The organism is Mangrovactinospora gilvigrisea (assembly GCF_001879105.1).
GTDB classification, from domain to species: domain Bacteria; phylum Actinomycetota; class Actinomycetes; order Streptomycetales; family Streptomycetaceae; genus Mangrovactinospora; species Mangrovactinospora gilvigrisea.
Map to the genome: position 1 here is coordinate 1 of NZ_MLCF01000045.1, position 22668 is coordinate 22668.

20 protein-coding genes are annotated in these 22668 nt (G+C 73.2%); 8 read left to right on the plus strand and 12 right to left on the minus strand.

What is annotated here, in order from left to right:
* On the minus strand, positions 1-1003 hold a 1003-nt coding region (locus tag BIV57_RS09985; RefSeq protein WP_245797522.1), incomplete at its 3' end, for a sensor histidine kinase.
* A 133-nt stretch (positions 1004-1136) separates the two neighbouring features.
* Here BIV57_RS09985 and BIV57_RS09990 point away from each other — a divergent pair.
* Together BIV57_RS09990 and BIV57_RS09995 are read left to right on the plus strand one after the other, a co-directional pair.
* Positions 1137-1844, plus strand: coding sequence for an ABC transporter ATP-binding protein (locus BIV57_RS09990; protein WP_071656387.1), 708 nt, complete (start codon positions 1137-1139; stop codon positions 1842-1844).
* Positions 1841-2611, plus strand: a complete 771-nt coding sequence (locus BIV57_RS09995) for a hypothetical protein (RefSeq protein ID WP_071656352.1) — start codon at positions 1841-1843, stop codon at positions 2609-2611. The genes BIV57_RS09990 and BIV57_RS09995 overlap by 4 nt, the downstream gene beginning before the upstream one ends.
* 24 nt (positions 2612-2635) lie before the next feature.
* Here the strand turns inward: BIV57_RS09995 and BIV57_RS10000 are convergent, their stop codons facing one another.
* From BIV57_RS10000 to ppdK, 7 genes are all read right to left on the minus strand, one after another.
* Positions 2636-4180, minus strand: coding sequence for an amino acid permease (locus tag BIV57_RS10000; protein ID WP_071656353.1), 1545 nt, complete (start codon positions 4178-4180; stop codon positions 2636-2638).
* A gap of 85 nt (positions 4181-4265) precedes the next feature.
* Positions 4266-5096 carry an ABC transporter permease gene (locus BIV57_RS10005; RefSeq protein ID WP_071656354.1) on the minus strand — a complete coding sequence of 277 codons (831 nt, stop codon included), beginning with the start codon at positions 5094-5096 and terminating at the stop codon, positions 4266-4268.
* A 4-nt stretch (positions 5097-5100) separates the two neighbouring features.
* A complete protein-coding gene (locus BIV57_RS10010) occupies positions 5101-5928 on the minus strand; it encodes an ABC transporter permease (RefSeq protein WP_245797524.1) in 828 nt (275 codons plus the stop codon).
* Positions 5925-6752 (minus strand): ABC transporter permease, encoded by an 828-nt coding sequence (locus tag BIV57_RS10015; protein WP_071656355.1) that lies wholly within the window; start codon positions 6750-6752, stop codon positions 5925-5927. The genes BIV57_RS10010 and BIV57_RS10015 overlap by 4 nt, the downstream gene beginning before the upstream one ends.
* A 1-nt stretch (position 6753) precedes the next feature.
* Positions 6754-7599: an ABC transporter permease gene (locus BIV57_RS10020; protein WP_245797526.1), complete on the minus strand. Its 846-nt coding sequence runs from the start codon at positions 7597-7599 to the stop codon at positions 6754-6756.
* A complete protein-coding gene (locus BIV57_RS10025) occupies positions 7596-8615 on the minus strand; it encodes an ABC transporter ATP-binding protein (RefSeq protein ID WP_071656356.1) in 1020 nt (339 codons plus the stop codon). Before BIV57_RS10025 ends, BIV57_RS10020 begins: the two co-directional genes overlap by 4 nt.
* Positions 8616-8803: 188 nt before the next feature.
* Entirely contained in the window at positions 8804-11551 is a 2748-nt protein-coding gene (ppdK, locus tag BIV57_RS10030; protein WP_175548718.1) for a pyruvate, phosphate dikinase, read from the minus strand.
* Between the two features lie 489 nt (positions 11552-12040).
* On the opposite strand from ppdK, the gene BIV57_RS10035 reads away from it, so the two are divergent.
* Complete coding sequence (locus tag BIV57_RS10035; protein WP_071656390.1) at positions 12041-13480, plus strand: AMP-binding protein; 1440 nt, start codon at positions 12041-12043, stop codon at positions 13478-13480.
* A gap of 153 nt (positions 13481-13633) precedes the next feature.
* Here the strand turns inward: BIV57_RS10035 and dusB are convergent, their stop codons facing one another.
* Positions 13634-14791 carry a tRNA dihydrouridine synthase DusB gene (dusB, locus tag BIV57_RS10040; protein WP_071656358.1) on the minus strand — a complete coding sequence of 386 codons (1158 nt, stop codon included), beginning with the start codon at positions 14789-14791 and terminating at the stop codon, positions 13634-13636.
* A 75-nt stretch (positions 14792-14866) separates the two neighbouring features.
* Between dusB and BIV57_RS10045 the strand changes: the two genes are divergently transcribed.
* The 5 genes from BIV57_RS10045 (at position 14867) to BIV57_RS10065 (ending at position 19657) form a co-directional block, all read left to right on the plus strand.
* On the plus strand, positions 14867-15526 hold the full coding sequence (locus BIV57_RS10045) for an ArsR/SmtB family transcription factor (RefSeq protein WP_079170197.1): 660 nt from the start codon (positions 14867-14869) through the stop codon (positions 15524-15526).
* A 145-nt stretch (positions 15527-15671) separates the two neighbouring features.
* Positions 15672-17018 (plus strand): MFS transporter, encoded by a 1347-nt coding sequence (locus BIV57_RS10050; protein WP_071656359.1) that lies wholly within the window; start codon positions 15672-15674, stop codon positions 17016-17018.
* Complete coding sequence (locus BIV57_RS10055; RefSeq protein ID WP_175548719.1) at positions 17015-17611, plus strand: NADAR family protein; 597 nt, start codon at positions 17015-17017, stop codon at positions 17609-17611. Before BIV57_RS10050 ends, BIV57_RS10055 begins: the two co-directional genes overlap by 4 nt.
* Before the next feature lie 151 nt (positions 17612-17762).
* Positions 17763-19166, plus strand: a complete 1404-nt coding sequence (locus tag BIV57_RS10060; protein ID WP_079170201.1) for an MFS transporter — start codon at positions 17763-17765, stop codon at positions 19164-19166.
* The gene (locus BIV57_RS10065; RefSeq protein WP_071656362.1) at positions 19163-19657 is read left to right on the plus strand and encodes a MarR family winged helix-turn-helix transcriptional regulator; all 495 of its coding nucleotides are present in this window, start codon (positions 19163-19165) and stop codon (positions 19655-19657) included. The genes BIV57_RS10060 and BIV57_RS10065 overlap by 4 nt, the downstream gene beginning before the upstream one ends.
* Here BIV57_RS10065 and BIV57_RS10070 read toward each other — a convergent pair.
* From BIV57_RS10070 to BIV57_RS10080, 3 genes are read right to left on the minus strand one after another with little or no spacing between them, the layout of a single operon-like run.
* Entirely contained in the window at positions 19591-20475 is an 885-nt protein-coding gene (locus tag BIV57_RS10070; protein WP_071656363.1) for a DUF4097 family beta strand repeat-containing protein, read from the minus strand. The two genes, BIV57_RS10065 and BIV57_RS10070, sit on opposite strands and share 67 nt — an antisense overlap.
* Entirely contained in the window at positions 20472-21137 is a 666-nt protein-coding gene (locus BIV57_RS10075; RefSeq protein WP_071656364.1) for a response regulator transcription factor, read from the minus strand. Before BIV57_RS10075 ends, BIV57_RS10070 begins: the two co-directional genes overlap by 4 nt.
* Positions 21125-22324: a sensor histidine kinase gene (locus BIV57_RS10080; protein WP_071656365.1), complete on the minus strand. Its 1200-nt coding sequence runs from the start codon at positions 22322-22324 to the stop codon at positions 21125-21127. The genes BIV57_RS10075 and BIV57_RS10080 overlap by 13 nt, the downstream gene beginning before the upstream one ends.
* Positions 22325-22668 lie beyond the last annotated feature (344 nt).

Consider the following 22668-nt stretch of genomic DNA (forward strand, 5'->3'; position numbering starts at 1 on the left):
GGGCGGGGCGGGGGGTGGCGAGGGGGAGCAGCGCGGAGAGGCGGAAGCCGCCGTCCTCCTCCTGGCGGGCCGTCAGGAGACCGCCGGCCGCGCGGATGCGCTCGTCGAGGCCGGCGAGGCCGCGGCCGCCGCCACCCGGGGCGGCCGCGCCCGCGGCGGGCGGCGCCGGGTTGGTGACGGCGACCAGCAGCGCGTCCGCCTCCCAGGTGAGCGTCACGGCGACGGGGGCGGCCGGGGCGTGGCGGGCGGCGTTGGTGAGGCCCTCCTGCACCAGGCGGTAGGCGGCCTCCTCCACCTCCGGGGCGACCGGCCGCGGGCCGCCATCCGTCCGCAGCTCGACCCCGGCGCCGAACTCCCGGGCCAGAGGCGGGATGTCGGCGAGGCCGACGCGCATCCGGGCGACGGCCCGGTGGAGGTCGTCCACGGCCCGGCGCGCGGTCTCGGCGAGCCCGCGAGGGCCGGCGGCGCCGTCCGACTCCGTCTCCAGCGCGGCGGCCTGCACGGCGAGGACGCCGAGGCGGTGGCCGAGGGCGTCGTGCAGGTCCCGGGCGATGCGCAGCCGCTCGCGGGAGGCCGCGGCGGCCCGCTGCTCGGCGAGGAGGCGGGCGTGCTGGGCGAGGAGCCGCCCGGCGAGCAGCGGCAGCACGAGCAGGACCAGCCAGCTCATCACCGTCCCGGTGACGGCCCGGCCGTCGGCGGCCATCGCGAGCCGGGCGCCGAGCCCGGCCGAGGCCGCAACCGCGGCGAGCACCGCGCCGCGCCGGGATGTCCCGGCCCGCCCGAGGCGGAACGCCGTCCACGCCGGCAACGCCACCGCGGAGACCGCGAGTTGGGCGGCGACGAAGCCGGCCGTCGGCCGCACGGCCGCCACCAGGGCGGCCACCAGCGCGGCCAGCCCGGCCAGCGCGGCGCCCCAGACCGGGATCCCCCACGGCCCCACCGCGACCAGCGCGCCATCGACGGCCCCGACCAGCAGGGGCACGATCACCCGACGTCGTCCCATGGGGCCAGCGTACGGGCCGGGTCCCGGTCGTCGGCCGCCGTCGCCCGCCGGAGCCCGCGCGCCCTCCAACGTCAACGCCCCCGTCAACTTTCGGCGGCCGACACCGCGTCGACCGCCTCCTAGCGTCGACGTGGTGATCGAGTTCCAGCACCTCACCAAGCGCTATGCGCGCCACCGCCCCGCCGTCGACGACCTCACCTGCACGGTCGCCGAGGGCAGGGTCACCGGCCTGGTCGGGCCGAACGGCGCCGGCAAGTCCACCGTCCTGCGGACGCTCCTCGGCCTGCACCGCCCCACCGCCGGCCGGGCCCTGATCCGCGGACGCGGCTACGCCGAACTCCGCGCGCCGCAGCGCGAGGTCGGCGCCGTGCTGGACGCCGGCGCCCGCACCGCGCACCCCGGCAGGCGGGTCCGCGACCATCTGCGCTGGCTCGCCCGCGCCGGCGGGCTGCCGGCCTCCCGCGTCCCCGCCGTGCTCGCCGCCGTCGACCTGGACGGGGAGCGCCGCGCCGGAGCGCTCTCGCTCGGGATGACGGCCCGTCTGGCGCTCGCCGCGGCCCTGCTCGGCGACCCCGCGGTGCTCGTCCTCGACGAGCCGTCCAACGGCCTGGACCCGGCCGGCGCCCACTGGCTGCGCGGCACCCTGCGCACGCTCGCCGCGGAGGGCCGCACGGTGCTGGTCTCCAGCCATGCGATGGGCGAACTCGCCCGCACCGCCGACCATCTGCTGGTGATCGCCGGCGGCCGGCTGCGCGCGGACGCACCCGTCGCCGACCTGGCGCCCGACGGCGATCCGGAGACGCTGGAGGCCGCCTTCCTCCGCCTCACGGAGGCCCGATGACCACCCGCGACCTGCTGGCCGCCGAATGGACCAAGGCCGTCACCCTCCGCTCCACCCTCGCCTGCGCCGCCCTCGCGCCGCTGCTCGCCGCCGCCCTCGGCGTCCTGCTGGGGCACGAGTTCGGCGGACACGCCCTGCGCAGCGGGCCCGCCGTCGACCCGCTCTTCCCCTGCCTCTACGGGCTGACGCTCGCCCAGATCCCGCTGGTCGCCCTCGGCGTGCTGCTCACCGGGGGCGAGAACCGCTCCGGAACGATCGGCGCGGCGCTGCTCGCCACCCCCCGCCGCGGCACGCTGCACACCGCCAAGGCGCTCGCCGTCACCGCGATGGCGACGCCGCTCGCCGCCGCCACCGTCGCCGCCTCGTTCCTCGCCGCCCGCGCCGGCCTCGGCCGCCGCGCCCCGGCCTGGACGGATCCGGCGGTGCCGGCCGCCCTCGCCGGAGCCGTCCTCTACCTGGTGCTGATCTGCCTGCTGGGCGCCGCCGCCGGCACCCTGCTGGCCGGCACCGCCGCGCCGCTCGGCGTGCTGCTGCCGCTGCTGCTGCTCGGCTCGCAGGGGCTGGGCAACATCCCCGGCCTGCGCGCCGTCACCCAGTACCTCCCCGACCAGACCGCGCAGCCGCTGCTGCACCTCGCCGGGCCGCAGTCCGTCCCCAACTTCCACCGCGACTACGGCCCCTGGACCGGGCTCGGCCTCACCGCCGCCTGGACCGCGGCCGCGCTCCTCGCCGCGCGTCTCGCGCTGCGCCGCCGCGACATCGGCTGACGCCCACCCGGCGTCCGCCGCGGCTCACCCGCCGCCGGCGTCGGCATCCCGCCGCTCGGTGAGGAACCACCGCCGGGCGGAGGCGAACCACCACACCGCGGCGAACCCGAGCACCACCGCGACCGCCACCGGCGCGTAGTTGAAGTTCGACGCGGTCACCGGCGACGCCGTCGGCAGCATGAAGAGCACCGTGATGACGCCGACCCACACCACCGCCGCGATCCCCACCGGCCGGCTCCACCGCCCCAGGTGCCAGGGCCCGCGCCGGAACTCCGCCCCGCGCCGCAGCCGCAGCAGCGTGGGGATGGCGTAGGCGATGTAGAGGCCGATGGTGGCGATGGACGTCACCGCCGCGTACGCCGTGGAGTTGATGAGGTAGGGCAGGCCCAGCACCAGCGCCCCGCAGGCCGCCAGCCACACCGCGTTCACCGGCACCCGGCTGAGCGAGCGGGTGCGCCGCCACACCCGGGAGAACGGCAGCGCGCCGTCCCGCGAGAAGGCGTAGATCATGCGGCTGTTGGCGGTCACCGAGGCCATCCCGCAGAACAGCTGCGCCCCGATGACGACGAGCAGCAGCAGCTTGCCGCCGGTGGCGCCGAGCGCGTCCAGCAGGATCTGCGCGGGCGGCACCCCGGTCGGGGAGGCGAGCGTCCTGCCGTAGTCCTGGATGGCGAAGGTGAAGCCGAGCAGCAGCACCAGCCCGGCCACCCAGGACACCCAGATGGAGCGGACGATGCCGCGCGGCCCGCTGCGCGCCGCGCCCTGCGTCTCCTCGGTCATGTGCGCGGAGGCGTCGTACCCGGTGAAGGTGTACTGCGCCATCAGCAGCGAGATGAGGCCGACGTAGACGCCGCTGCGGAAGCCGGTGTTGTTGGCGGTGTGGAAGAGCACGAAGGAGAGCGACCGGTGGCGGTCCGGCACGATCGCCAGCACCGCGACGATCAGCAGCACGCCGAGCACGTGCCACCAGACGCTGACGCCGTTGAGGAGCCCGACGATCCGCACCCCGAAGCTGTTGACGAGCCCGTGCAGCACCAGGATCGCGGCGAACAGCAGCATGGTGTGGCCGGGCGTCGCCGAGAGCCCGAACTGCAGGTCGAGCAGGGCGTTGAGGAACTGGGCGGCGCCGAAGTCGATGCCCGCGGTCACCGCGACCTGCCCGAGGACGTTGAACCAGCCGGTGAACCAGGCGAAGGCGGCGGCGCCGCGGGCGCCGTGCTCATGGCCCGGGGAGAGCCGGTGGGCCCAGAAGTAGAGGCCGCCGCTGGTGGGGTAGGCGGAGCAGATCTCCGCCATGGCGAGGCCGACCAGCATGGTCATCGCCCCGACGCCGATCCAGCCCCAGGTGATGGCGGCGGGCCCGCCGGTGTTCATGCCGTAGCCGTAGAGCGTCAGGCAGCCGGAGAGGATGGAGATGATGGAGAAGGAGACGGCGAAGTTGGCGAAGCCGGTCATCCGGCGGGCCAGCGTCTGGACGTAGCCGAGTTGGCGGAGGCGTTCCTCGTCGGTCGGCTCGGCGGCGGCGGTGCCCGCGGTGGCGGGGTCGGGTCCGGGCGGTCGTAAGGCCATGCCCGATGGATGCCCGCGGGTTGTCATGAATGTGCCGAGAGGTGCATCACATTCCGGACAGCGCACCCGTCCCGGGCGATGGCGCCTACGTCCCGCTGCTCTGGTAGTGCCGGATCTGCGTCCGCCACACCAGGTAGGCGAGGGCGATCAGGAGCGGCCCGGCGAGCGGCGCGCACCACGCCACCCAGGGCGCGAGCGCCAACTCCCCGGTGCGGTGCAGCAGCACGTTCGCCGGGAGATAGGCGACGAACGCCACCGGCACCACGAACGTCAGCACGATCCGCGTCACGCTGGGGAAGATCTTCAGCGGATAGCCGCCGAAGTTGTTCATGATGCCGTCGATGAAGAGCCGCAGCGACTGGTTGGAGAGCATCCGAAAGGACAGCGACGCCGCCGCCAGCTGCAGCGAGCCCTCCACCAGCGCCCCGCCCACCACCGCGAGCGCCAGATACAGCAGTGCGCCCGGCGAGGTGTCCAGATCGACCTGCGAGGCGCCCGCGACCAGGATCGCCACCCCGGTCAGCAGGTCCCCGATGGTGGCGAGGTAGACCTCCCTCGACAGCAGCTGCATCAGCGGCCCGGCCGGCCGGGTCAGATAGCGGTCGAACTCCCCGGTGCGGATGGTCAGATCGAGCACGAAGAGCTGGCTGGTGGGGATCATCCACAGGCCGTGCGCGGTGACCCGCAGCCCGTAGAGGAAGGCGATCTCCCCCAGCGACCAGCCGCCGATCGCCCCGAACCGCCCCACCAGGACGGAGACGAACGCCAGCCCGACGCCCTGGTAGGCGATCCCGCCGGCCAGCGTGAGCAGGGTGTTGGAGCGGTACTGCAGCTGCGCGCGCAGCGCCGCGCCGAGCAGCAGCCGATAGGCGCGCCGGCGCGGGATCGGATTCGCCGCGGTCGTTCCGTCAGCCATCGGGTCAGCCTCCCTGGACCACGACGCGCCGCAGGGCCCGCCACCACATCAGCCGAAGCAGCATCAGCAGCACCGCACACCACAGCAGTTGGACGCCGAGCGTCGCCCACACCCCGGCCTGCCCCAGATACACCGCCACCGGCGCGTACGTCGTCGCCTGGAACGGCATCCACTCCGCCAGCACCCGCAGCCACCCGGGCATGAACCACAGCGGCACCAGCGCCCCGGCGAGGAACTGCTGCACGAAGCGGTGGATGACGAAGATGCCGGACGTCTCCAGCGTCCAGAACGCCACCATCTGCACCAGAGTCGTCAGCAGCAGCGAGATCAGCACGGCCGGCAGCAGGCTCAGCAGATAGCCGAACGCCGCCCCCACCGAGGCCGGCGGACGCGCCCCGCCCACCAGCAGCGCGAACGGCAGCGCCACCACCGTGAACGGCAGCTGGGCCGCGACGGCCCCGGCCTGCGCCCACACCATCTGGGAGGGGAAGCGCACCGGACGGGCCAGATCGACGGCGACCGTCCCCTCCCTCACCCGCTGCGGGATGAACCCCATCCCGCCGGAGTTGAGCAGCCAGTTCTGCACCAGCGCCAGCGTCACATAGGCGATCTGGGTGGCCAGCGCGATCCGGTGCCCGCCGTTGCCGGTCGCCGTCCCCGAGGCCGGGTAGACCGCGTCCCACACCAGCCGCAGCATGTAGATGTTGACCAGCAGCCCCAGCAGCCGGAAGAGGAAGTCGCCGCGGTAGACCAGCTGGGTGCGCAGCTGCACGCGCGCCACCCCGGCGTAGGCGGCGAGCCGCTGCCGCGGCGCCAGTCCGTCCACACTCACGTCCCGCTGCTCTTGTAGTGCTTCAGCTGCCCGTACCAGAACTTGTAGGCCGCGGCGAAGAGCAGCGGCCCCAGCAGCGGCGCGCACCAGGCCAGCCAGGGCGCCACCGACAGCTCGCCGGTGCGGTGCAGCAGCACGTTCGCCGGCAGATAGGCGACGAAGGCCAGCGGCAGCAGGAAGGTGAGGGCGAAGCGCATCACCGAGGGGAAGATGGTGAGCGGGTATCCCCCGAAGTTGTTCATGATGTTGTCGATGAAGTTCATCCGCAGCGCATAGGTGGCCTGCAGCCGGAACGACAGCCCGCAGAGGCCCAGTTGGAGCGAGCACTCCACCAGCGCTCCGCCCGCGATCGTGGCCAGCAGGTAGAGCACCGCCGTCGGCGACCAGTCGATCGGCGCCGCGCTGCTCGCCGCCACCAGCACGCCGACGCCGCCGATCAGGTCCCCCAGCGGCTGGATGTTGGTGCTCCAGTTGAGGAACTGGGTGAGCGTGCCGGCCGGCCGGATCAGATAGCGGTCGAACTCGCCGCGCTGCACCATCCAGTCCATCGAGTTCAGCCGGTTGAAGGGGATCGTCCAGGCCGCGTGCGCGGTCAGCCGCACCCCGTAGAGAAACGCCAGTTCGCCCATGCCCCAGCCGCCGACATGCCCGAACTTGGCCACCACGGCCCAGACGAACGCCAGCCCGACCCCCTGGTAGAGCACCCCGCCGATGAGCGTCAGCACCAGATTGCCGCGGTACTGCAGCTGACCCCGCCAGGCGGCGTGCAGCAGCAGCAGGTACTGCCGGTGGGCCGGCACCGGGTTCGACGCGACGGTCGCCATCTCAGCCTCCCTGCACCGTGACGCGCCGCAGCGCCCGCGACCACACCAGCCGCAGCAGCAGCCAGAGCACCAGCACCCACACCGCCTGCACGCCGATCGCCCGCAACGCCCCGCCGAGTTGGCCCAGGTAGACGGCGATGGGGGTGTAGGTGGTGCCCTGGAACGGCAGCCACTGCGAGATGCCGCGCAGCCAGCCGGGCATGAACCACAGCGGCACCAGCGCCCCGGCGAGGAACTGCGACAGCATCCGGTAGACCATCAGGATCCCCTGGATCTCCAGCGTCCAGAACGCCACCATGCCCATCAGCGAGCCCAGCAGCAGCGAGATCAGATAGCCGCCGAGCAGCGAGAGCGCGTACAGCCCCGCGGTGCCGGCGGACGAGGGCGGCTGGGCGCCGCCGACCAGGATCGCGAAGGGCAGCGCCAGCAGCGCGAAGGGCGCGTTGCCGAGGGTGAAGCCCACCTGGCCGAAGAACATCTGGCCGTTGAAGCCCACCGGCCGGGCCAGGTCGACGGCGACCGTGCCGTCCCGCACCCGCTGCGGCACCATCGACACCTGCCACGGGCTGAAGAGGCTGAACTGCACGGTGGCCAGCGTGGAGTAGGCGATCTGCGCGCCCAGGGTGACGGCGTGCCCGCCGGTGGTGGTGCGCCCGTCCGACGGGAAGACGGACGTCCACACCACCCGCAGCAGGAACACCTGCATCAGCAGACCCAGCGAGCCGACCAGGAAGTTGCTGCGGTAGGCCATCACCGTGCGGGAGAGCACTCGGGCGATCCCGGCGTAGGCGCGCAGCCGCCGGCCGAGGTCCAGCCGCTGTGCAGGGAGCGTCGCGTCGAGGGTCACGCCACCGCCTCGCGCGCCGCGTAGATGCGGTGCACGACGCCCTCCAGCTCCGGCTCCACGATGGACAGGTCGGTGACCTGGTGGTCGGCGAGCACGGCGGCTATCACCTCCGCGGAGGCGGCGGTCTCCGGGTCGAACAGCAGCGCCACGGTGCCCGGTTCGGCGTCCTCCTCGGGCGGCGCCTCCTCCACCCCGGGCATCGCCACGCCCCGCCAGCGGGCGCCCTCCGCCAGCTGCACCACCAGCCGGCGGCGCGGCGCGTAGCGGGCCTTCAGCTTCTCCACCGAGCCGTCGTAGAGCACCTTACCGCCGTCGATCAGCACGATGCGGCGGCAGAGCTTCTCCACGTCGTCCAGGTCGTGGGTGGTGAGGATGACGGTGGTGCCCTCGTCCTTGTTGAGGGTGGCGATGAAGGCGCGGATCCGCTCCTTGGCGACCACATCCAGCCCGATGGTGGGCTCGTCGAGATAGAGGATGCGCGGCTCGGGCAGCATCGCGGCGGCGAGGTCGCCGCGCATCCGCTGGCCCAGCGACAGCTGGCGGACGGGGGTGTCGATGAACGCGGCGAGGCCCAGCAGCTCGGTGAAGCGCTCGATGTTGGCCCGGTGGCGGTCGCGCTCCACCCCGTAGAGCTTGCCGATCAGCTCCAGGGAGTCGCGCAGCGGCAGGTCCCACCACAGCTGGGTGCGCTGGCCGAAGACCACCCCGATGTTGCGGGCGTTGCGCTCCCGCTCCTTCCACGGCACCACTCCGGCGACCTCGACGCTGCCCTGGGTGGGCTGCAGGATCCCGGTGAGGATCTTGATGGTGGTGGACTTCCCGGCCCCGTTGGGGCCGAGGTACCCGATCAGTTCGCCCTCGTCGACGGTGAAGTCGATGCCGTCCACGGCGAGCTTGCTGACGTACTGCCGGGTGAAGAGGGTGCGAATCCCCCCGAACGGGCCCTCGATGCGCTTCGGCCGCCTGAACTCCTTGGCGAGGCCCTCGACTTGGATGATCGGCTTCGGCGTCGGCATGCCCGGACCCTGGCAGAGTTCGTTCGGAGATCGCAAGGTGTTTGCGGTGCACATGCAGTGGGGTTCACCACGGGCAAAACCGCATGTACGAGGGCCCCGCACGGGATCCGGTCTCCCGTGCGGGGCCCTCAACCGGCGACTCGCGGGCGCAGAGTCTTCGGAAACGAGCCGCCGGAGTCGGTGCCGCGCTAGCGGCTGTCGCTGCCGCCCGCGCTCTGGACGACCACCGCGCGGCCCGCCTCCAGGCGGGCGATCGGCAGCCGGAAGGGCGAGCAGGAGACGTAGTCGAGGCCGACCTGGTGGAAGAAGTGCACCGAGTCCGGGTCGCCGCCGTGCTCGCCGCAGACCCCGAGCTTGAGGTCGGGCCGGGTGCGGCGGCCGTCCTCGACGGCGCGGGCCACCAGCGAGCCGACCCCGTCGACGTCCAGCGTCTCGAACGGGGAGACCCCGAAGATGCCCTTCTCCAGGTAGGCGGTGAAGAACGAGGCCTCCACGTCGTCCCGGGAGAAGCCCCACACCGTCTGGGTGAGGTCGTTGGTGCCGAAGGAGAAGAACTCGGCCTCCTCGGCGATCTGACCGGCGGTCAGCGCCGCCCGCGGCAGCTCGATCATCGTGCCGAGCTTGATCCGCAGCCGCTTCAGCGCGGACTTGCTGTCCGCGTTCGCCGCGCGCACCGACGCCAGCACCTGCTCGGCCTCGTCCCGCACCAGCTGGAGCTCCTGGACGGTGCCGACCAGCGGGATCATGATCTCCGGCCGGGGGTCGCCGCCCGCCCTGGCCCGCTCCACGGCGGCCTCCGCGATGGCCCGGATCTGCATGGCGAACAGCCCGGGGATGACCAGCCCCAGCCGCACCCCGCGCAGCCCCAGCATCGGGTTGGACTCGTGCAGCTTGTGGACGGCCTGCAGCAGCCGCAGCTCGTTCTCCTGGCTGTCGCCGCGTGCCTCGGCGAGCGCGACGCGCACCGACAGCTCGGTGATGTCCGGGAGGAACTCGTGCAGCGGCGGGTCGAGCAGACGGACCGTCACCGGCAGGCCGTCCATCGCCTCGAAGAGCCGGACGAAGTCCTGCTTCTGCATCGGCAGCAGCTCGCCGAGGGCCTCCTCGCGCTCGGTCTCGCTGTCGGCCAGGATCAGCCGCTCGACCAGCTCGCGGCGCTCGCCGAGGAACATGTGCTCGGTGCGGCACAGCCCGATGCCCTGGGCGCCGTAGCGGCGGGCCCGGAAGGCGTCCTCGGCGGTGTCGGCGTTGGCGCGCACCCGCAGCCGGCGCTTGCCGTCCGCGTGCGCCATCAGCCGGTGGACGGCGCCGACCAGCTCGTCGGCGTCGTCGGCGCCGGCGTGCAGGGTGCCCTCGAAGTACTCCACCACCGGGGAGGCGACGACAGGTACCTCGCCCTTGTAGACATGGCCGGAGGAGCCGTCGATCGAGACGAGGTCGCCCTCCTCGATGACCACCCCGCCGGGGGCGGTGAAGCGGCGCCGCTTGGTGTCGACGTCCAGCTCCTCCGCGCCGCAGACGCAGGTCTTGCCCATGCCGCGGGCGACCACCGCGGCGTGCGAGGTCTTGCCGCCGCGGCTGGTCAGGATGCCCTCGGCGGCGATCATGCCGTTGAGGTCGTCGGGGTTGGTCTCGCGGCGGATGAGGATGACCTTCTCGCCGGAGCGCGACCACTTGACCGCGGTGTAGGAGTCGAAGACGGCCTTGCCGACGGCGGCGCCGGGCGAGGCGGCGATGCCCCAGGCGATGCGGGCGGCGTGCCCGCCGGAGACGTACTCCTCGTCGAACCGCGGGAACATCAGCCGGCCCAGCTGCACGCCGTTGACGCGCTGCAGGGCCTCGTCCATGGAGACGATCCCCTGGTCGACCAGTTGCACGGCGATGCGGAAGGCGGCGGCCGCGGTGCGCTTGCCGACCCGGGTCTGGAGCATCCACAGCTTGCCGCGCTCGATGGTGAACTCGATGTCGCACAGGTCCCGGTAGTGCTTCTCCAGGATGCCCATGATGCGCATCAGCTCGTCGAAGGAGGCCTTGTCGATGGTCTCCAGCTCGGGCAGCGGCAGGGTGTTGCGGATGCCGGCGACGACGTCCTCGCCCTGCGCGTTCTGCAGGTAGTCGCCGTAGACGCCCTGGTGGCCGGTGGCCGGGTCGCGGGTGAAGGCGACGCCGGTGCCCGAGTCGGGGCCGAGGTTGCCGAAGACCATCGCGACGATGTTGACGGCGGTGCCGAGGTCGTGCGGGATGCGCTCCTGGCGGCGGTAGAGCCGGGCGCGCTCGCCGTTCCACGAGTCGAAGACGGCGCGAACGGCCTGGTCCATCTGCTCCCGCGGGTCCTGCGGGAACTCGCGGCCGGTCTCCTTGAGCACGATCTGCTTGAAGGTCTCGACGAGCGCCTTGAGGTCCTTGGCCTTCAGGTCGAGGTCGCTCTTGGCCTTCTTGGCCTTCTTCGCGGCGGTGAGCGCGTCCTCGAAGAGGTCGCCGTCGACGCCCATCACCGTGCGGCCGAACATCTGCAGCAGCCGGCGGTAGGAGTCCCAGGCGAAGCGCTCGTCGCCGGACTGGGTGGCCAGGCCGGCCACCGAGGCGTCGGAGAGGCCGATGTTGAGGACGGTGTCCATCATCCCCGGCATGGAGAACTTGGCGCCGGAGCGGACGGAGACCAGCAGCGGGTCGTCCGCCTGCCCCAGCTTCTTGCCCATCTGCTCCTCGAGGGCGGCCAGATGGGCGCTCACCTCGTCGCGGAGCCCGGCCGGCTCTTCGCCCTCGCCGAGAAAGGCGCGGCAGGCCTCGGTGGTGATGGTGAAGCCGGGCGGCACCGGGAGTCCGAGATTGGTCATCTCGGCGAGGTTGGCGCCCTTTCCGCCGAGCAGGTCCTTGAGGTCCTTGTGGCCCTCCGTGAAGTCGTAGACGAGCTTGGTGTTCTGCTGTTCCGCCACCGGTGGTTCTCCTCGCGCACGGTTGATGCACGTGTGGCCGTCACGGCGGGGGCATGAGGGATCTCGAGGGTGCGCCCGCCGTGCGGCAGCCCTGATGCCGGGAACGGTACCCGGGAAATCGCAGGTTGCCGCCCCACCTCGCCGGTGCGAGGGGCACTGTTCGTCAAGATCGACCCAAGGATTCCAAGGTCCGTTCGGAGCGGAGGCGGATCATCGCGATAGGCTTGCTGTGTTCATGCCTCGAACGCAGGACCCGCCAAGGATGCGCAGGATTCCTCAAGTTGTCGCTTGACAACCATGACATCGGCACTCAGTGCCGTGAATGGTCGCATCCTTAGAGGAAGAAGTCGGGCATAACGGGTGCGTGAGTTTAGGTTTCATCCCCGAGTTTCGGCACTCGGTGCCTACTGATGAGTCATGTCCGGCCCCGCGGAGCCCTCCAGGATGTGGCGTGAATCACGCGGTTCGGGGCGTGGGATGCTCGGTTCCATGCGCCTCCTCTCCGCCCTCTACGCCTCCCCCGCGGACGCGCCCGCCCTCGCCTTCGGCGCGTCCGCGCTCCGCCGGGGCCAACTCCTGGACGCCGCCCACGCCCTGGCCGCGCGCCTGGCCGGCGCGCCCGCGGTCGCCGTGCACGCCGAGGCCGCCGCCGAGACGGCGGTCGCCGCCGTCGCCGCGCTCGCCGCCGGCGTCCCCCTGGTCCCCGTCCCCGCGGACGCCGGCCCGGGCGAGCGCGACCACATCCTCAAGGACTCCGGCGCCGCCCTGCTGCTGGCCCGTCCTGGCGCATGGGACGGAAACGCGCCGGACGACCTTCCCGTCCCCGTGGAACCCGTCCGCCTCAACGGCCCCGCGGGCAACGGAAACCGGCCACTCCCGGCCGAGCCCGATCCGGCCTCCCCCGCGCTGATCCTCTACACCAGCGGCACCACCGGCGCGCCGAAGGGGGTGGTGCTCTCCCGGGCCGCGCTCGCCGCGGACATCGACGCCCTCGCCGCCGCCTGGCAGTGGACCGCCGACGACACCCTCGTCCACGGCCTGCCCCTCTTCCATGTGCACGGCCTCGCCATCGGCACCCTCGGCGCGCTGCGGATCGGCTCCCCGCTGATCCACACCCTCCGCCCCCGGCCCGCGGCGTACGCGGCGGCGCGCGAGGCGGGCGGCACCCTCTTCTTCGGCGTCCCCACCGTCTGGACGCGCCTGGTCCGCGAGCCCGACGCGGCCCGCGCGCTGGCCGGCGCCCGCCTGCTGGTCTCCGGCAGCGCGCCGCTGCCGGTGCCGGTCTTCGAGCGGATGCGCGCGCTCACCGGCCAACCCCCGGTCGAGCGCTACGGGATGACGGAGACGCTGCTCACCGTCTCCACCCGCGCCGACGGCGAGCGCCGCCCCGGCCACGTCGGCCTGCCGGTGGACGGCGTCCGCACCCGGCTGGCCGCCGAGGACGGCGGCGCCGTCCCGCACGACGGCGAGTCGGTGGGCGAACTGCTGGTCACCGGGCCGACGCTGTTCGACGGCTATCTGAACCGCCCCGAGGCGACGGCCGCGGCGCGCACCGCCGACGGCTGGTTCCGCACCGGCGACGTCGCCGTCATCGGCGCGGACGGCTTCCACCGCATCGTCGGGCGGGCCTCCACCGACCTCATCAAGAGCGGCGGCTTCCGGATCGGCGCCGGCGAGATCGAGGACGCGCTCCGCGGGCACGCGGGGGTCGCGGACGCGGCGGTGGTCGGCGTCCCCGACGACGACCTCGGCCAGCGCGTCGTCGCCTACGTGGTCCCCGACGGAGGCGTCACCGCCGAGGAGTTGACGTCCTTCGCGGCGGAGCGCGTGTCGCGCCACAAGGTTCCGCGGGAAGTGGTTTTCGTCGACGACCTGCCGCGGAACGCGATGGGCAAGGTCCAGAAGAGGAAGCTGGTCGAAGGGTCCTAGGACACTCACTGCTCACCCGCGCGGTTCCCCGCGCCCTCATGCGGCAAAACCTCGCGCCGAGCCTGCGGCGGAGGCGCCCCGAAGGGGCGCGGGGAACTGCGCGGGTGACCGCACAGGACCGCGGCTCGGCCGCCCACCCGGCCCCTGCGCTCCTCAGCCGCCGGAGACGTCCGACTCCGCGTCCTCCGAGACGCCGCACGCGTCGTACGGATCGTCCAGCCACCCGTCCGGCAGGACGACCCGCTTGCCGGCCGCGGTCCGGCCCCGCGGCCCGTCCGCCGCCTCCGGCCAGGCCTGCTCCGCATCCAACGCGTCCAGGTACTCGCGCATCTCGGCCAGCGACGACGCCGTCGCCAGCTTCTGGCGGTACTCCGAGCCCACCGAGAACCCCTTGGTGTACCACGCCACATGCTTGCGGAAGTCGACGACGCCGTGCCGCTCGTCGCCGATCCACTCCCCCAGCAGCTGCGCATGACGCACCATCACGTCCGCCACCTCGCCGAACCGCGGCCGCGCCAGCTCCGCGTCCGCGCCGTCCTCGAAGACCGCGACCAGGTCGCGGAAGAGCCACGGCCGCCCCAGGCAGCCGCGCCCGACGACCACCCCGTCGCAGCCCGTCTCGGCCATCATCCGCAGCGCGTCCGCCGCGCTCCAGATGTCGCCGTTGCCGAGCACCGGGATCTCCGGGACGGTCTCCTTCAGCCGGGCGATCGCCGACCAGTCGGCCGTCCCGCCGTAGTGCTGGATCGCCGTCCGCCCGTGCAGCGCGATCGCCGTGACGCCCTCGTCCACCGCGATCCGGCCCGCGTCCAGGTACGTCACATGGTCGTCGTCGATGCCGACCCGCATCTTCATGGTCACCGGCAGCCCGCCCGCGCCGGCCACCGCCTCGCGCAGGATCTCGCGCAGCAGGTTCCGCTTGAACGGCAGCGCCGCGCCGCCGCCCTTGCGGGTCACCTTGGGCACCGGGCAGCCGAAGTTGAGGTCGATGTGGTCGGCGAGGTCCTCCTCCGCGATCATGCGGGCGGCCTTGCCCACCGTCACGGGGTCGACGCCGTAGAGCTGGATCGAGCGGGGCGTCTCGGACGGCCCGAAGCGGATCAGCCGCATGGTCTTCTCGTCCCGCTCCACCAGCGCCCGTGTGGTGATCATCTCGCTGACGAAGAGGCCCTTGCCGCCGGACTGCTCGCGGCAGAGCGTGCGGAACGGCGCGTTGGTGATGCCCGCCATCGGCGCCAGCACCACCGGCGGCCACACCGGACGGGGGCCGATCTGCAGCGGGGCTGCGCTCGCGGCGGGCGCGGTCGTCATGCGGAACACCTTCCGAAGGGGATCACCGACCCACCATTGTCCCGCATCCCGCACGCTCCTCAGTACGCTGCCGTCATGCCGCACGTAGACCCCTCCGACGACACCACCGACGCCGAGGCGCGCGCCCGGGCCCGCGGGCGCCTGCCCAAGGGGCGCGTCCGGGAGATGGACGCCCGCATGCTGCGGGCCCTGGCGCACCCGCTGCGGATCGAGATCCTGGAGGTGCTCCGCTACGAGAGCGCCACCTCCACCACGCTCGCCAAGCGGCTGGACCAGAACACCGGGACGGTCAGCTGGCACCTGCGGCACCTCGCCGAGCTGGGCCTCATCGAGGAGGACGAGGAGCGCGGCACCAAGCGGGAGCGCTGGTGGAAGCCGGCCGCCGGCTCGCTGGTGATGAAGACGCAGGAGCTGCGGCAGGACCCGGGGCTCAGCGGGCAGATCGACACCTATCTGCAGGCGACGCTGCGCGCCTCCTACGAGCGGTCGGCGGCGTTCATGGCGGACCGGAGCTGGTCCGACACCTGGATGGCGGCGTCGGTCGCCTCGGACTGGAACAGCGCGGTGATGACGCCGGAGCAGCTGAAGGCGATGGGCGACGAGCTGATGGACGTCGTCACCCGGCACATCGACGCGGCGACGGGCGAGGAGGAGGACGCCCTGCCGGTCAACGTCCAGCTGCACGCGTTCCCGGCGCGGCACGCGAAGCGCGGGGCGGACGGCGCCGTGGAGTGACGGGCCGCTTCCCGGCCGCACGGTTGTTCTGAGTCGCTCGCGCCGTTCCCCGCGCCCCTGTGCGGCGCAGGGTCGTCGACAAGTTGCAGAGACTTCTCTGCAGAAATGACTATGCAGAGACTCCTCTGCAACATACGCTGTCCCCATGACCGCGACGAACCCCCTGCGCCGCGCCGCCGGACTGCTCGGCCGCAACGACGACTTCCGCCGCCTGTGGACGGGCTCCACCGCCGCCAAGTTCGGCTCGACCGTGAGCAGCATCGCGCTGCCCCTGATCGCCGCGACGGTGCTGGGCGCCGGCCCCTTCGAGGTGGGCGCGCTCTCCGCGGCCGCCTGGGCGCCGTGGCTGCTGATCGGGCTGCCGGCCGGCGCCTGGGTGGACCGGCTGCCGCGGCGGCCGATCATGCTGGCCGCGGACGCCGCGTCGCTGCTGCTCTTCGCCGGGATCCCGGTCGCCGCCGCCCTCGGCTACCTGTCGATCGGGTACCTGCTGGCCACCGCGCTGCTCGGCGGCGTCGCCGCGGTCTTCTTCGAGACCGCGTCCGGCGCGCTGATGCCGCGGATCGTCGAGGAGGAGGACCGCCCGGAGGGCAACGCCAAGCTGTACGGGACGGCGAGCGCCATGCAGATCGCCGGCTACGGCGCCGGCGGCACGGCCGTCCAACTCCTGGGCCCGGCCTATGCGATGGCGGTGAACGCGGCCACCTTCCTGGTCTCGCTGGTCTGCACCTACCGGGTGCGCCACCGCGAGCACCTCGCGCCGCGCGCCGCCGCGACCGCCGACGCGCCCCGCCCCCGGCTGCGCTCCGAGATCGCCGAGGGCATGCGCCTGGCCGCCCGCGACCCGCTGCTGCGCATGCAGGCGGTCTTCGGCGGGCTCGCCAACATGGCGCTGATGGCCTATCAGGCGGTGCTGCTGCTCTTCCTGGTGCGCGAGTCCGGACTGCCGTCCTCGGCGATCGGCCTGCTGATGACCACCAGCGGGATCGGCGGGCTGCTGGGCGCCGTCGCCGGGCGGCGGCTGGCGGCCAGGATCGGGTCGTCCCGCGCCGTGCTCCTGCTGCTGATCGCCGCCCCGGCGCTGGGCCTGCTGATCCCGCTCACCGCCACCGGTCCGCGGCTGGGCTTCTTCCTGGTCGGCTACCCGGCGATCGCCTTCGGCATCGTCGGCGGCAACACCGTCTGGGCGACGTTCAAGCAGCGCTACGTCCCGGCCGACCGCTACGCCCGGCTCACCACCTGCACCTCGTTCCTCAACTACGGCACGATCCCGGTGGGTTCGCTGCTGGGCGGCGCACTGGGCCAGGCGCTGGGCCTGGACACGGCGCTGTGGGTGGGGCTGGCGGCGCTGCCGCTCTCCGGCTGCGTCCTGCTGTTCTCCCCGATGCGCCGGATGCGCGATCTGCCGGACGCGCCCCCGGCGGAGGCCGCCGACCGCGCCCGGGAAATCGGGTGTGGGGTGTCCGAGCGGGGTGCGAGCATCGCCGCATGAGCACCAGGACGAGCATGGGCGACGGGGCGGCCCCCCGGGACGTGGCGGAGCTGGCCGAGCGGACGAGCCGCGGAGAGACCTTCAAGTACCTGCACTTCTGGGGCCACACCCCGAAGAAGGACGGATCGGTCTCCGCGGCGTGCTTCAGCCAGTGGTGGCAGGGGGCGCCGTTCACCGTGGACGGGGTGGAGTACGCCACGGCCGAGCACTGGATGATGGCCGGCAAGGCGCGCCTCTTCGGGGACGCCGCCGCGGAGGCGAAGGCCCTGGCGGCCGGGCATCCGCGGGACGCCAAGTCGGCGGGGCGCGAGGTGCGCGGGTTCGTCGAGGCGGTGTGGGAGCGGGAGCGCTTCCGGCTGGTGGTGGAGGGCAACCGGGCCAAGTTCGGGCAGCATCCGGAGCTCGCCGACTTCCTCGCCGGCACCGGCGCGCGGGTGCTGGTGGAGGCGAGCCCGGTCGACCGGGTGTGGGGGATCGGCCTGGCCAAGGACGATCCGCGGGCGGCGGATCCGTCCCGCTGGCGGGGGCTGAACCTGCTCGGATTCGCGCTGATGGAGGCCCGGGACGAGCCGGGGGCGCCGACCGCGGGGTGAGACGGGGAGGCGCGACGGGTAGTTGTGGGGTTATAACTGTTGTGCGCGCACAACTAACCCGTCAGCACTTCCCCCCGAGGAGATCGTGCCCATATCCTCCGCAGCTCCCCTGACCAAGCGGCGCCGCCTCCTGGTCCTCGCCATCTGCTGCATGTCCCTGCTCATCGTCAGCATGGACAACACGGTCCTGAACATCGCGCTGCCCTCGCTGCAACGCGGCCTGCATGCCCCGATGTCCGGGCTGCAGTGGACGATCGACGCCTACACGCTGGTGCTCGCCTCGTTCCTGCTGCTCTCCGGCTCCACCGCCGACCGCATCGGCCGGCGCCGCACCTTCCAGATCGGGCTCGCGGTCTTCACCCTCGCCTCGCTCGGCTGCTCCCTCGCCCCCTCGCTGGGCTGGCTGATCGCCGCCCGGATGGTGCAGGCCATCGGCGGCTCGATGCTCAACCCGGTCGCCATGTCGATCATCACCAACACCTTCACCGACCCCCGCGAGCGGGCCCGCGCCGTCGGCGCCTGGGGCGCGGTCGTCGGCATCAGCATGTCGGCCGGGCCGATCATCGGCGGGCTGCTGGTGGAGAGCGTCGGCTGGCGCGCCATCTTCTGGATCAACATCCCGATCGGTCTCGCCGCGTTCGTCCTCACCAGGGCCTTCGTCCCCGAGTCCCGTGCCGCGCACGCCCGCCGGCCCGACCCGGTGGGCCAGATCCTGATGATCGCCTTCCTCGCCTCGCTCACCTTCGCGATCATCGAGGCCCCGGCCCGCGGGCTCACCTCGCCGCTCATCGCGGGGTGCGTGGTGCTGGCGGTCGCCGCCCTCGCCGGATTCCTGCTCTACGAGCCGCGCCGCGCCGAACCCCTCGTCGAGCTGCGCTTCTTCCGCAGCGTGCCGTTCTCCGGCGCCACCCTCATCGCGGTCTGCGGCTTCGGCGCCACCGGCGGCTTCCTCTTCCTCAACTCGCTCTACCTCCAGGACGCCCTCGGCCTCGACCCCGTCCACGCGGGGCTCTACATGATGCCGATGGCGCTGATGAACCTGGTCTTCGCGCCGATCTCCGGACGGCTGGTGGGCAGCCGCGGGCCGCGGCTGCCGCTGATCACCGCCGGCATCGCACTGGCCGCCGTCGGCATCGTGCTCGCCTTCACCTACAGTCCCTCGCTGCCCACCGCCGTGCTGCTCGGCTGCTACACGGTCTTCGGCGTCGGCTTCGGCATGATGAACGCGCCGATCACCAACACCGCGGTCTCCGGGATGCCCCGCTCCCAGGCCGGCGTCGCCGCCGCCTGCGCCTCGACGAGCCGTCAGATCGGCCAGTCGCTGGGCGTCGCGGTGATCGGCGCGGTGATGGCCGGCGCCTTCACCGCCGGACGGGCCACCCCGACGTTCACCGCCGACTCGCGCACCGCCTGGTGGATCATCGCCGGCTGCGGGCTCGCCGTCCTCGCCCTCGGTACCATCACCACCGGGCGCTGGGCCCGCGCCACCGCGGCGCGCGCCGCCGGCGACCTGGACCAGGTGCAGCCGACGAAGGAGCCGGTGACGACGCGATGAACCACCCTCACGGGGACGAGGACGAGACCCGCCGCATCTGGCACGACCTGCGGGAGCTGGTCCTCGGCCAGGACATGCGGCGGGCGGTGGCCGACGCCCTCGGCCTGAGCTTCAACCGGGCCAAGGCGCTCACCTACATCGACGCCGACGGCCCGATGCCGCTGCGCGCCCTGGCCGCCCGGATGTTCATCGACGCCCCGTACGCCACGGTCATCGTCGACGACCTGGTGAAGCGCGGGCTCGCCGAGCGCACCGCCAATCCGGCCGACCGCCGCTCCAAGCTGGTCCACGCCACCGCGGAGGGCCGCCGGATCGCCGCCCGGGCGATGCACATCCAGGACACGCCGCCGCCCGGCCTCGCCGCCGCCACCCCCGAGGAGCTGGCGGTGCTGCGGCGGGTCGCCGACCGGCTGCTGAAGGAGGTTCAGGGCCGCGACGAGGGTGCCGCCGACGCGGACGGCGCCCCCGCGCACTCCAGGCAGCCGGTGTAGCCGACCTGCACGGTCCCGCTGTTGACGGTGAGATCGAGCCGGTTGCCGGAGTTCCTGTCCGAGAGACCGGGCGCCACCTGGAGCGTTCCGGTGCCACCGGCCGTCGACAGCTGGAAGCGCGAGCCGCGCGGCACCGTCGCCTGCGCGGTGCCCGACTCGGCGTCCAGGCTCAGCCGGCGCGGCGTGCCGGCCATGTCGAACTGGACCATCCCGGAGTTGGCGGTGCCCGACACCTCGGTGGAGCGCAGCCCGGTGCCGGTGATGGTGCCCGAGGAGGCGACGGCCTTCAGGGTGCCGCCGAGGTTCCGCAGCTGGATGCTGCCGGAGCCGGTGGTCACCCGCAGCGGCGCGTCGGCCGGCATGGTCACCCGCAGCGTCACATCGCAGTCCAGGCTGCTGAAGAGCTTGGAGCTGCGGGCGCAGGACGGCTCGATGTGCAGCGTCCCGGACGGCTCCTGGTCGACGTTCACCCGCGGCGACCGCAGCGTCCAGCCCAGCTGCTGCTGCACCCGCACCCTGCCCGCCTTGCCCGCGCGCACCTCGACCGTCGCCGAACCGCCGTCGATCTCCACCCCCTGCGACGGGCCGAGCGCGTAGTTGTGCGAGTGGGTGGTGGTGCGGTGCATGATCTGCCCGTACACCTGCACGGCGATCGGCAGCACCAGCACCGCCGCGCTCAGCAGCGCGATCAGCAGCCACAGCCGCCGCCGCACCCCGGAGACCGGCCGGGTGGCCGAGCCCTCCCCGGTGTCCGGCCCGTCGGGCACCGCGCCCGGGGGCGGGGCGTCCTCGGGGGTGTCCGGGCGGCCCGCCCTCACGACTCCTCCTCCCCGTCGCCGTCGCCGGAGCGGAACTGCAGCACCGCCAGCACCCGCCGGTGGTCGGTCTCCGCCTTGGGCAGGTCGAGCTTGGCGAATATGGAGTTGATGTGCTTGGCGACGGCGCTCTCCGAGATCACCAGCGCCTCGGCGATCCCGGCGTTGGACCTGCCCTCCGCCATGGACGCCAGCACCTCCCGCTCCCGCTGGGTGAGCCGGTCCAGCGGGTCGTTGCGCCGCCGCACCAGCAGCTGGGCGACGACCTGCGGGTCCAGCGCGGTGCCGCCGGCGGCCACCCGCCGCACCGCGTCGACGAACTCCGCCACGTCCGCGACCCGCTGCTTGAGCAGGTAGCCGATGCCGGCCTGGTACTCCGTCAGCAGATCGGCGGCGTAGCGGCCCTCGACGTACTGGGAGAGCAGCAGCACCGCCGTCCCCGGGAACTGCCGGCGGATCACCAGGGCCGCCCGCACGCCCTCGTCGGTGAAGCCCGGGGGCATCCGGACGTCCACCACGGCCAGCTCGGGCCGGTGCTCCTCGACGGCCCGCAGCAGGCCCTCGGCGTCGTCCTCCTCGGCCACCACGTCGATGCCGGCCGACTGCAGCACCTTGACGACACCGATCCTCAGCAGCAGCGAATCCTCTGCGATCACCGCACGCACGGCAGCTCCACCCTGATCTCCGTGGGCCCGCCCTGCGGGCTCCGCACCGTCAACCGTCCGTCCACGGAGGCCGCCCTAAGGGCCAGTCCCCGCAGCCCGGTGCCGTCGGACGCGTCCGCGCCGCCGACCCCGTCGTCCCACACCCGCACCAGCAGCCGGTCTCCGGTGCCGCGCACCTCGACCTCGGCCTGCTCGGCCTTGGAGTGCTTGGCCACGTTGGCGAGCGCCTCCGAGACCGTGAAGTAGGCGACCGCCTCCACCGTCGGCGGCGGCCGCTGCGGCAGCGTCACCGTCAGCCTCACCGGCACCACCGACCGCTCCGCGATCCCGGAGAGCGCGGCGGACAGGCCGCGGTCGTCCAGCACCGCCGGGTGCAGGCCGCGCACCAGCAGGCTCAGCTCCTCGATGGCGGCCTTCGCCTCGGCGTGCGCCTCCTGGATCACCGTGCGGGCATCCGACGGCAGGTCCGGCATGGTGGCCAGCGCCAGCCCCAGGTTGACCGCCAGCGAGACGAGCCGCTGCTGGGCGCCGTCGTGCAGATCCCGCTCGATGCGGCGGCGCTCGGCGTCGGCCGCGTCCACCACCCCGGCGCGGCTGACCGCCAGCACCTCGACCCGCTTCTCCAACACCTCGGCGCGGTCCGGGCCGAGGAAGTTGCGGCCGGCCCAGCAGTCCAGGCGGGCGACGGCCGCGGAGGCCCACGGCAGCACCGCCAGCACCACCACCCCGCCCACGGTGTTGAGCGTGAAGAGCTTGGGGTTCTCGCTCAGCCGGACGTCCAGCGGCAGCGCGTAGCGCCACATCCAGCAGGTGACCATGGCGACGCCGGCGGCCCAGCCGAGCACCACGGCCGCGCCGAGCGTGCCGATCAGCGGGCCGAGCAGCAGGTGGTACAGGTAGGGCCGCCAGGTCGAGCGCGACCGCAGCCGCGCGAGCAGCCCCTGGGGGTGCCTGGTCGGCGGGATCTCCACGTCGTACAGCACCCGGTAGCGGTCCCGCTGAATCCGCGTCAGCAGCGGGGAGAAGAGCAGCAGCACGACCGCCCCCGCGGGGGTGGGCGGGATGCCGATCGTCAGGAGGACGACGGCCCCGATCGTCGCGAGCGGGAGCCCGGCCGCGAGGAAGACGGTGGCCCGCCAGGGACGGCCCAGGGCGCGCCGGACCCGTCCGAAGTGGCTGTTCTGCACCCCGTAACGGTACGGCCCCGCCAAGTGGCGCGGCCACCTGCCTGGTTACCGGTTGCGGGGTGGCACTGCTGCCACCCCGATTCGGATATCCGCAGGAGGGATCTCCGGCCGCCGGACGGCGACGCTGAGGTGGTGCGGTGCACCGAGTGCCGCGATCGAACCAGGGGGAATCCGATGACCGCCGCAGCCCGGCAGCGACTGACCGACACCGTCCTCGCGGTGAGCGGCCTCGCGCTGCTCCCGTGGATGGCGTACCTGGCGGTGACCCTGCCGGGCACCCCGGGGATCCAGGGCTGCACGCCGCTGTGGCTGGCCATCGACGCGGCGGAGGCGGCGGGGCTGCT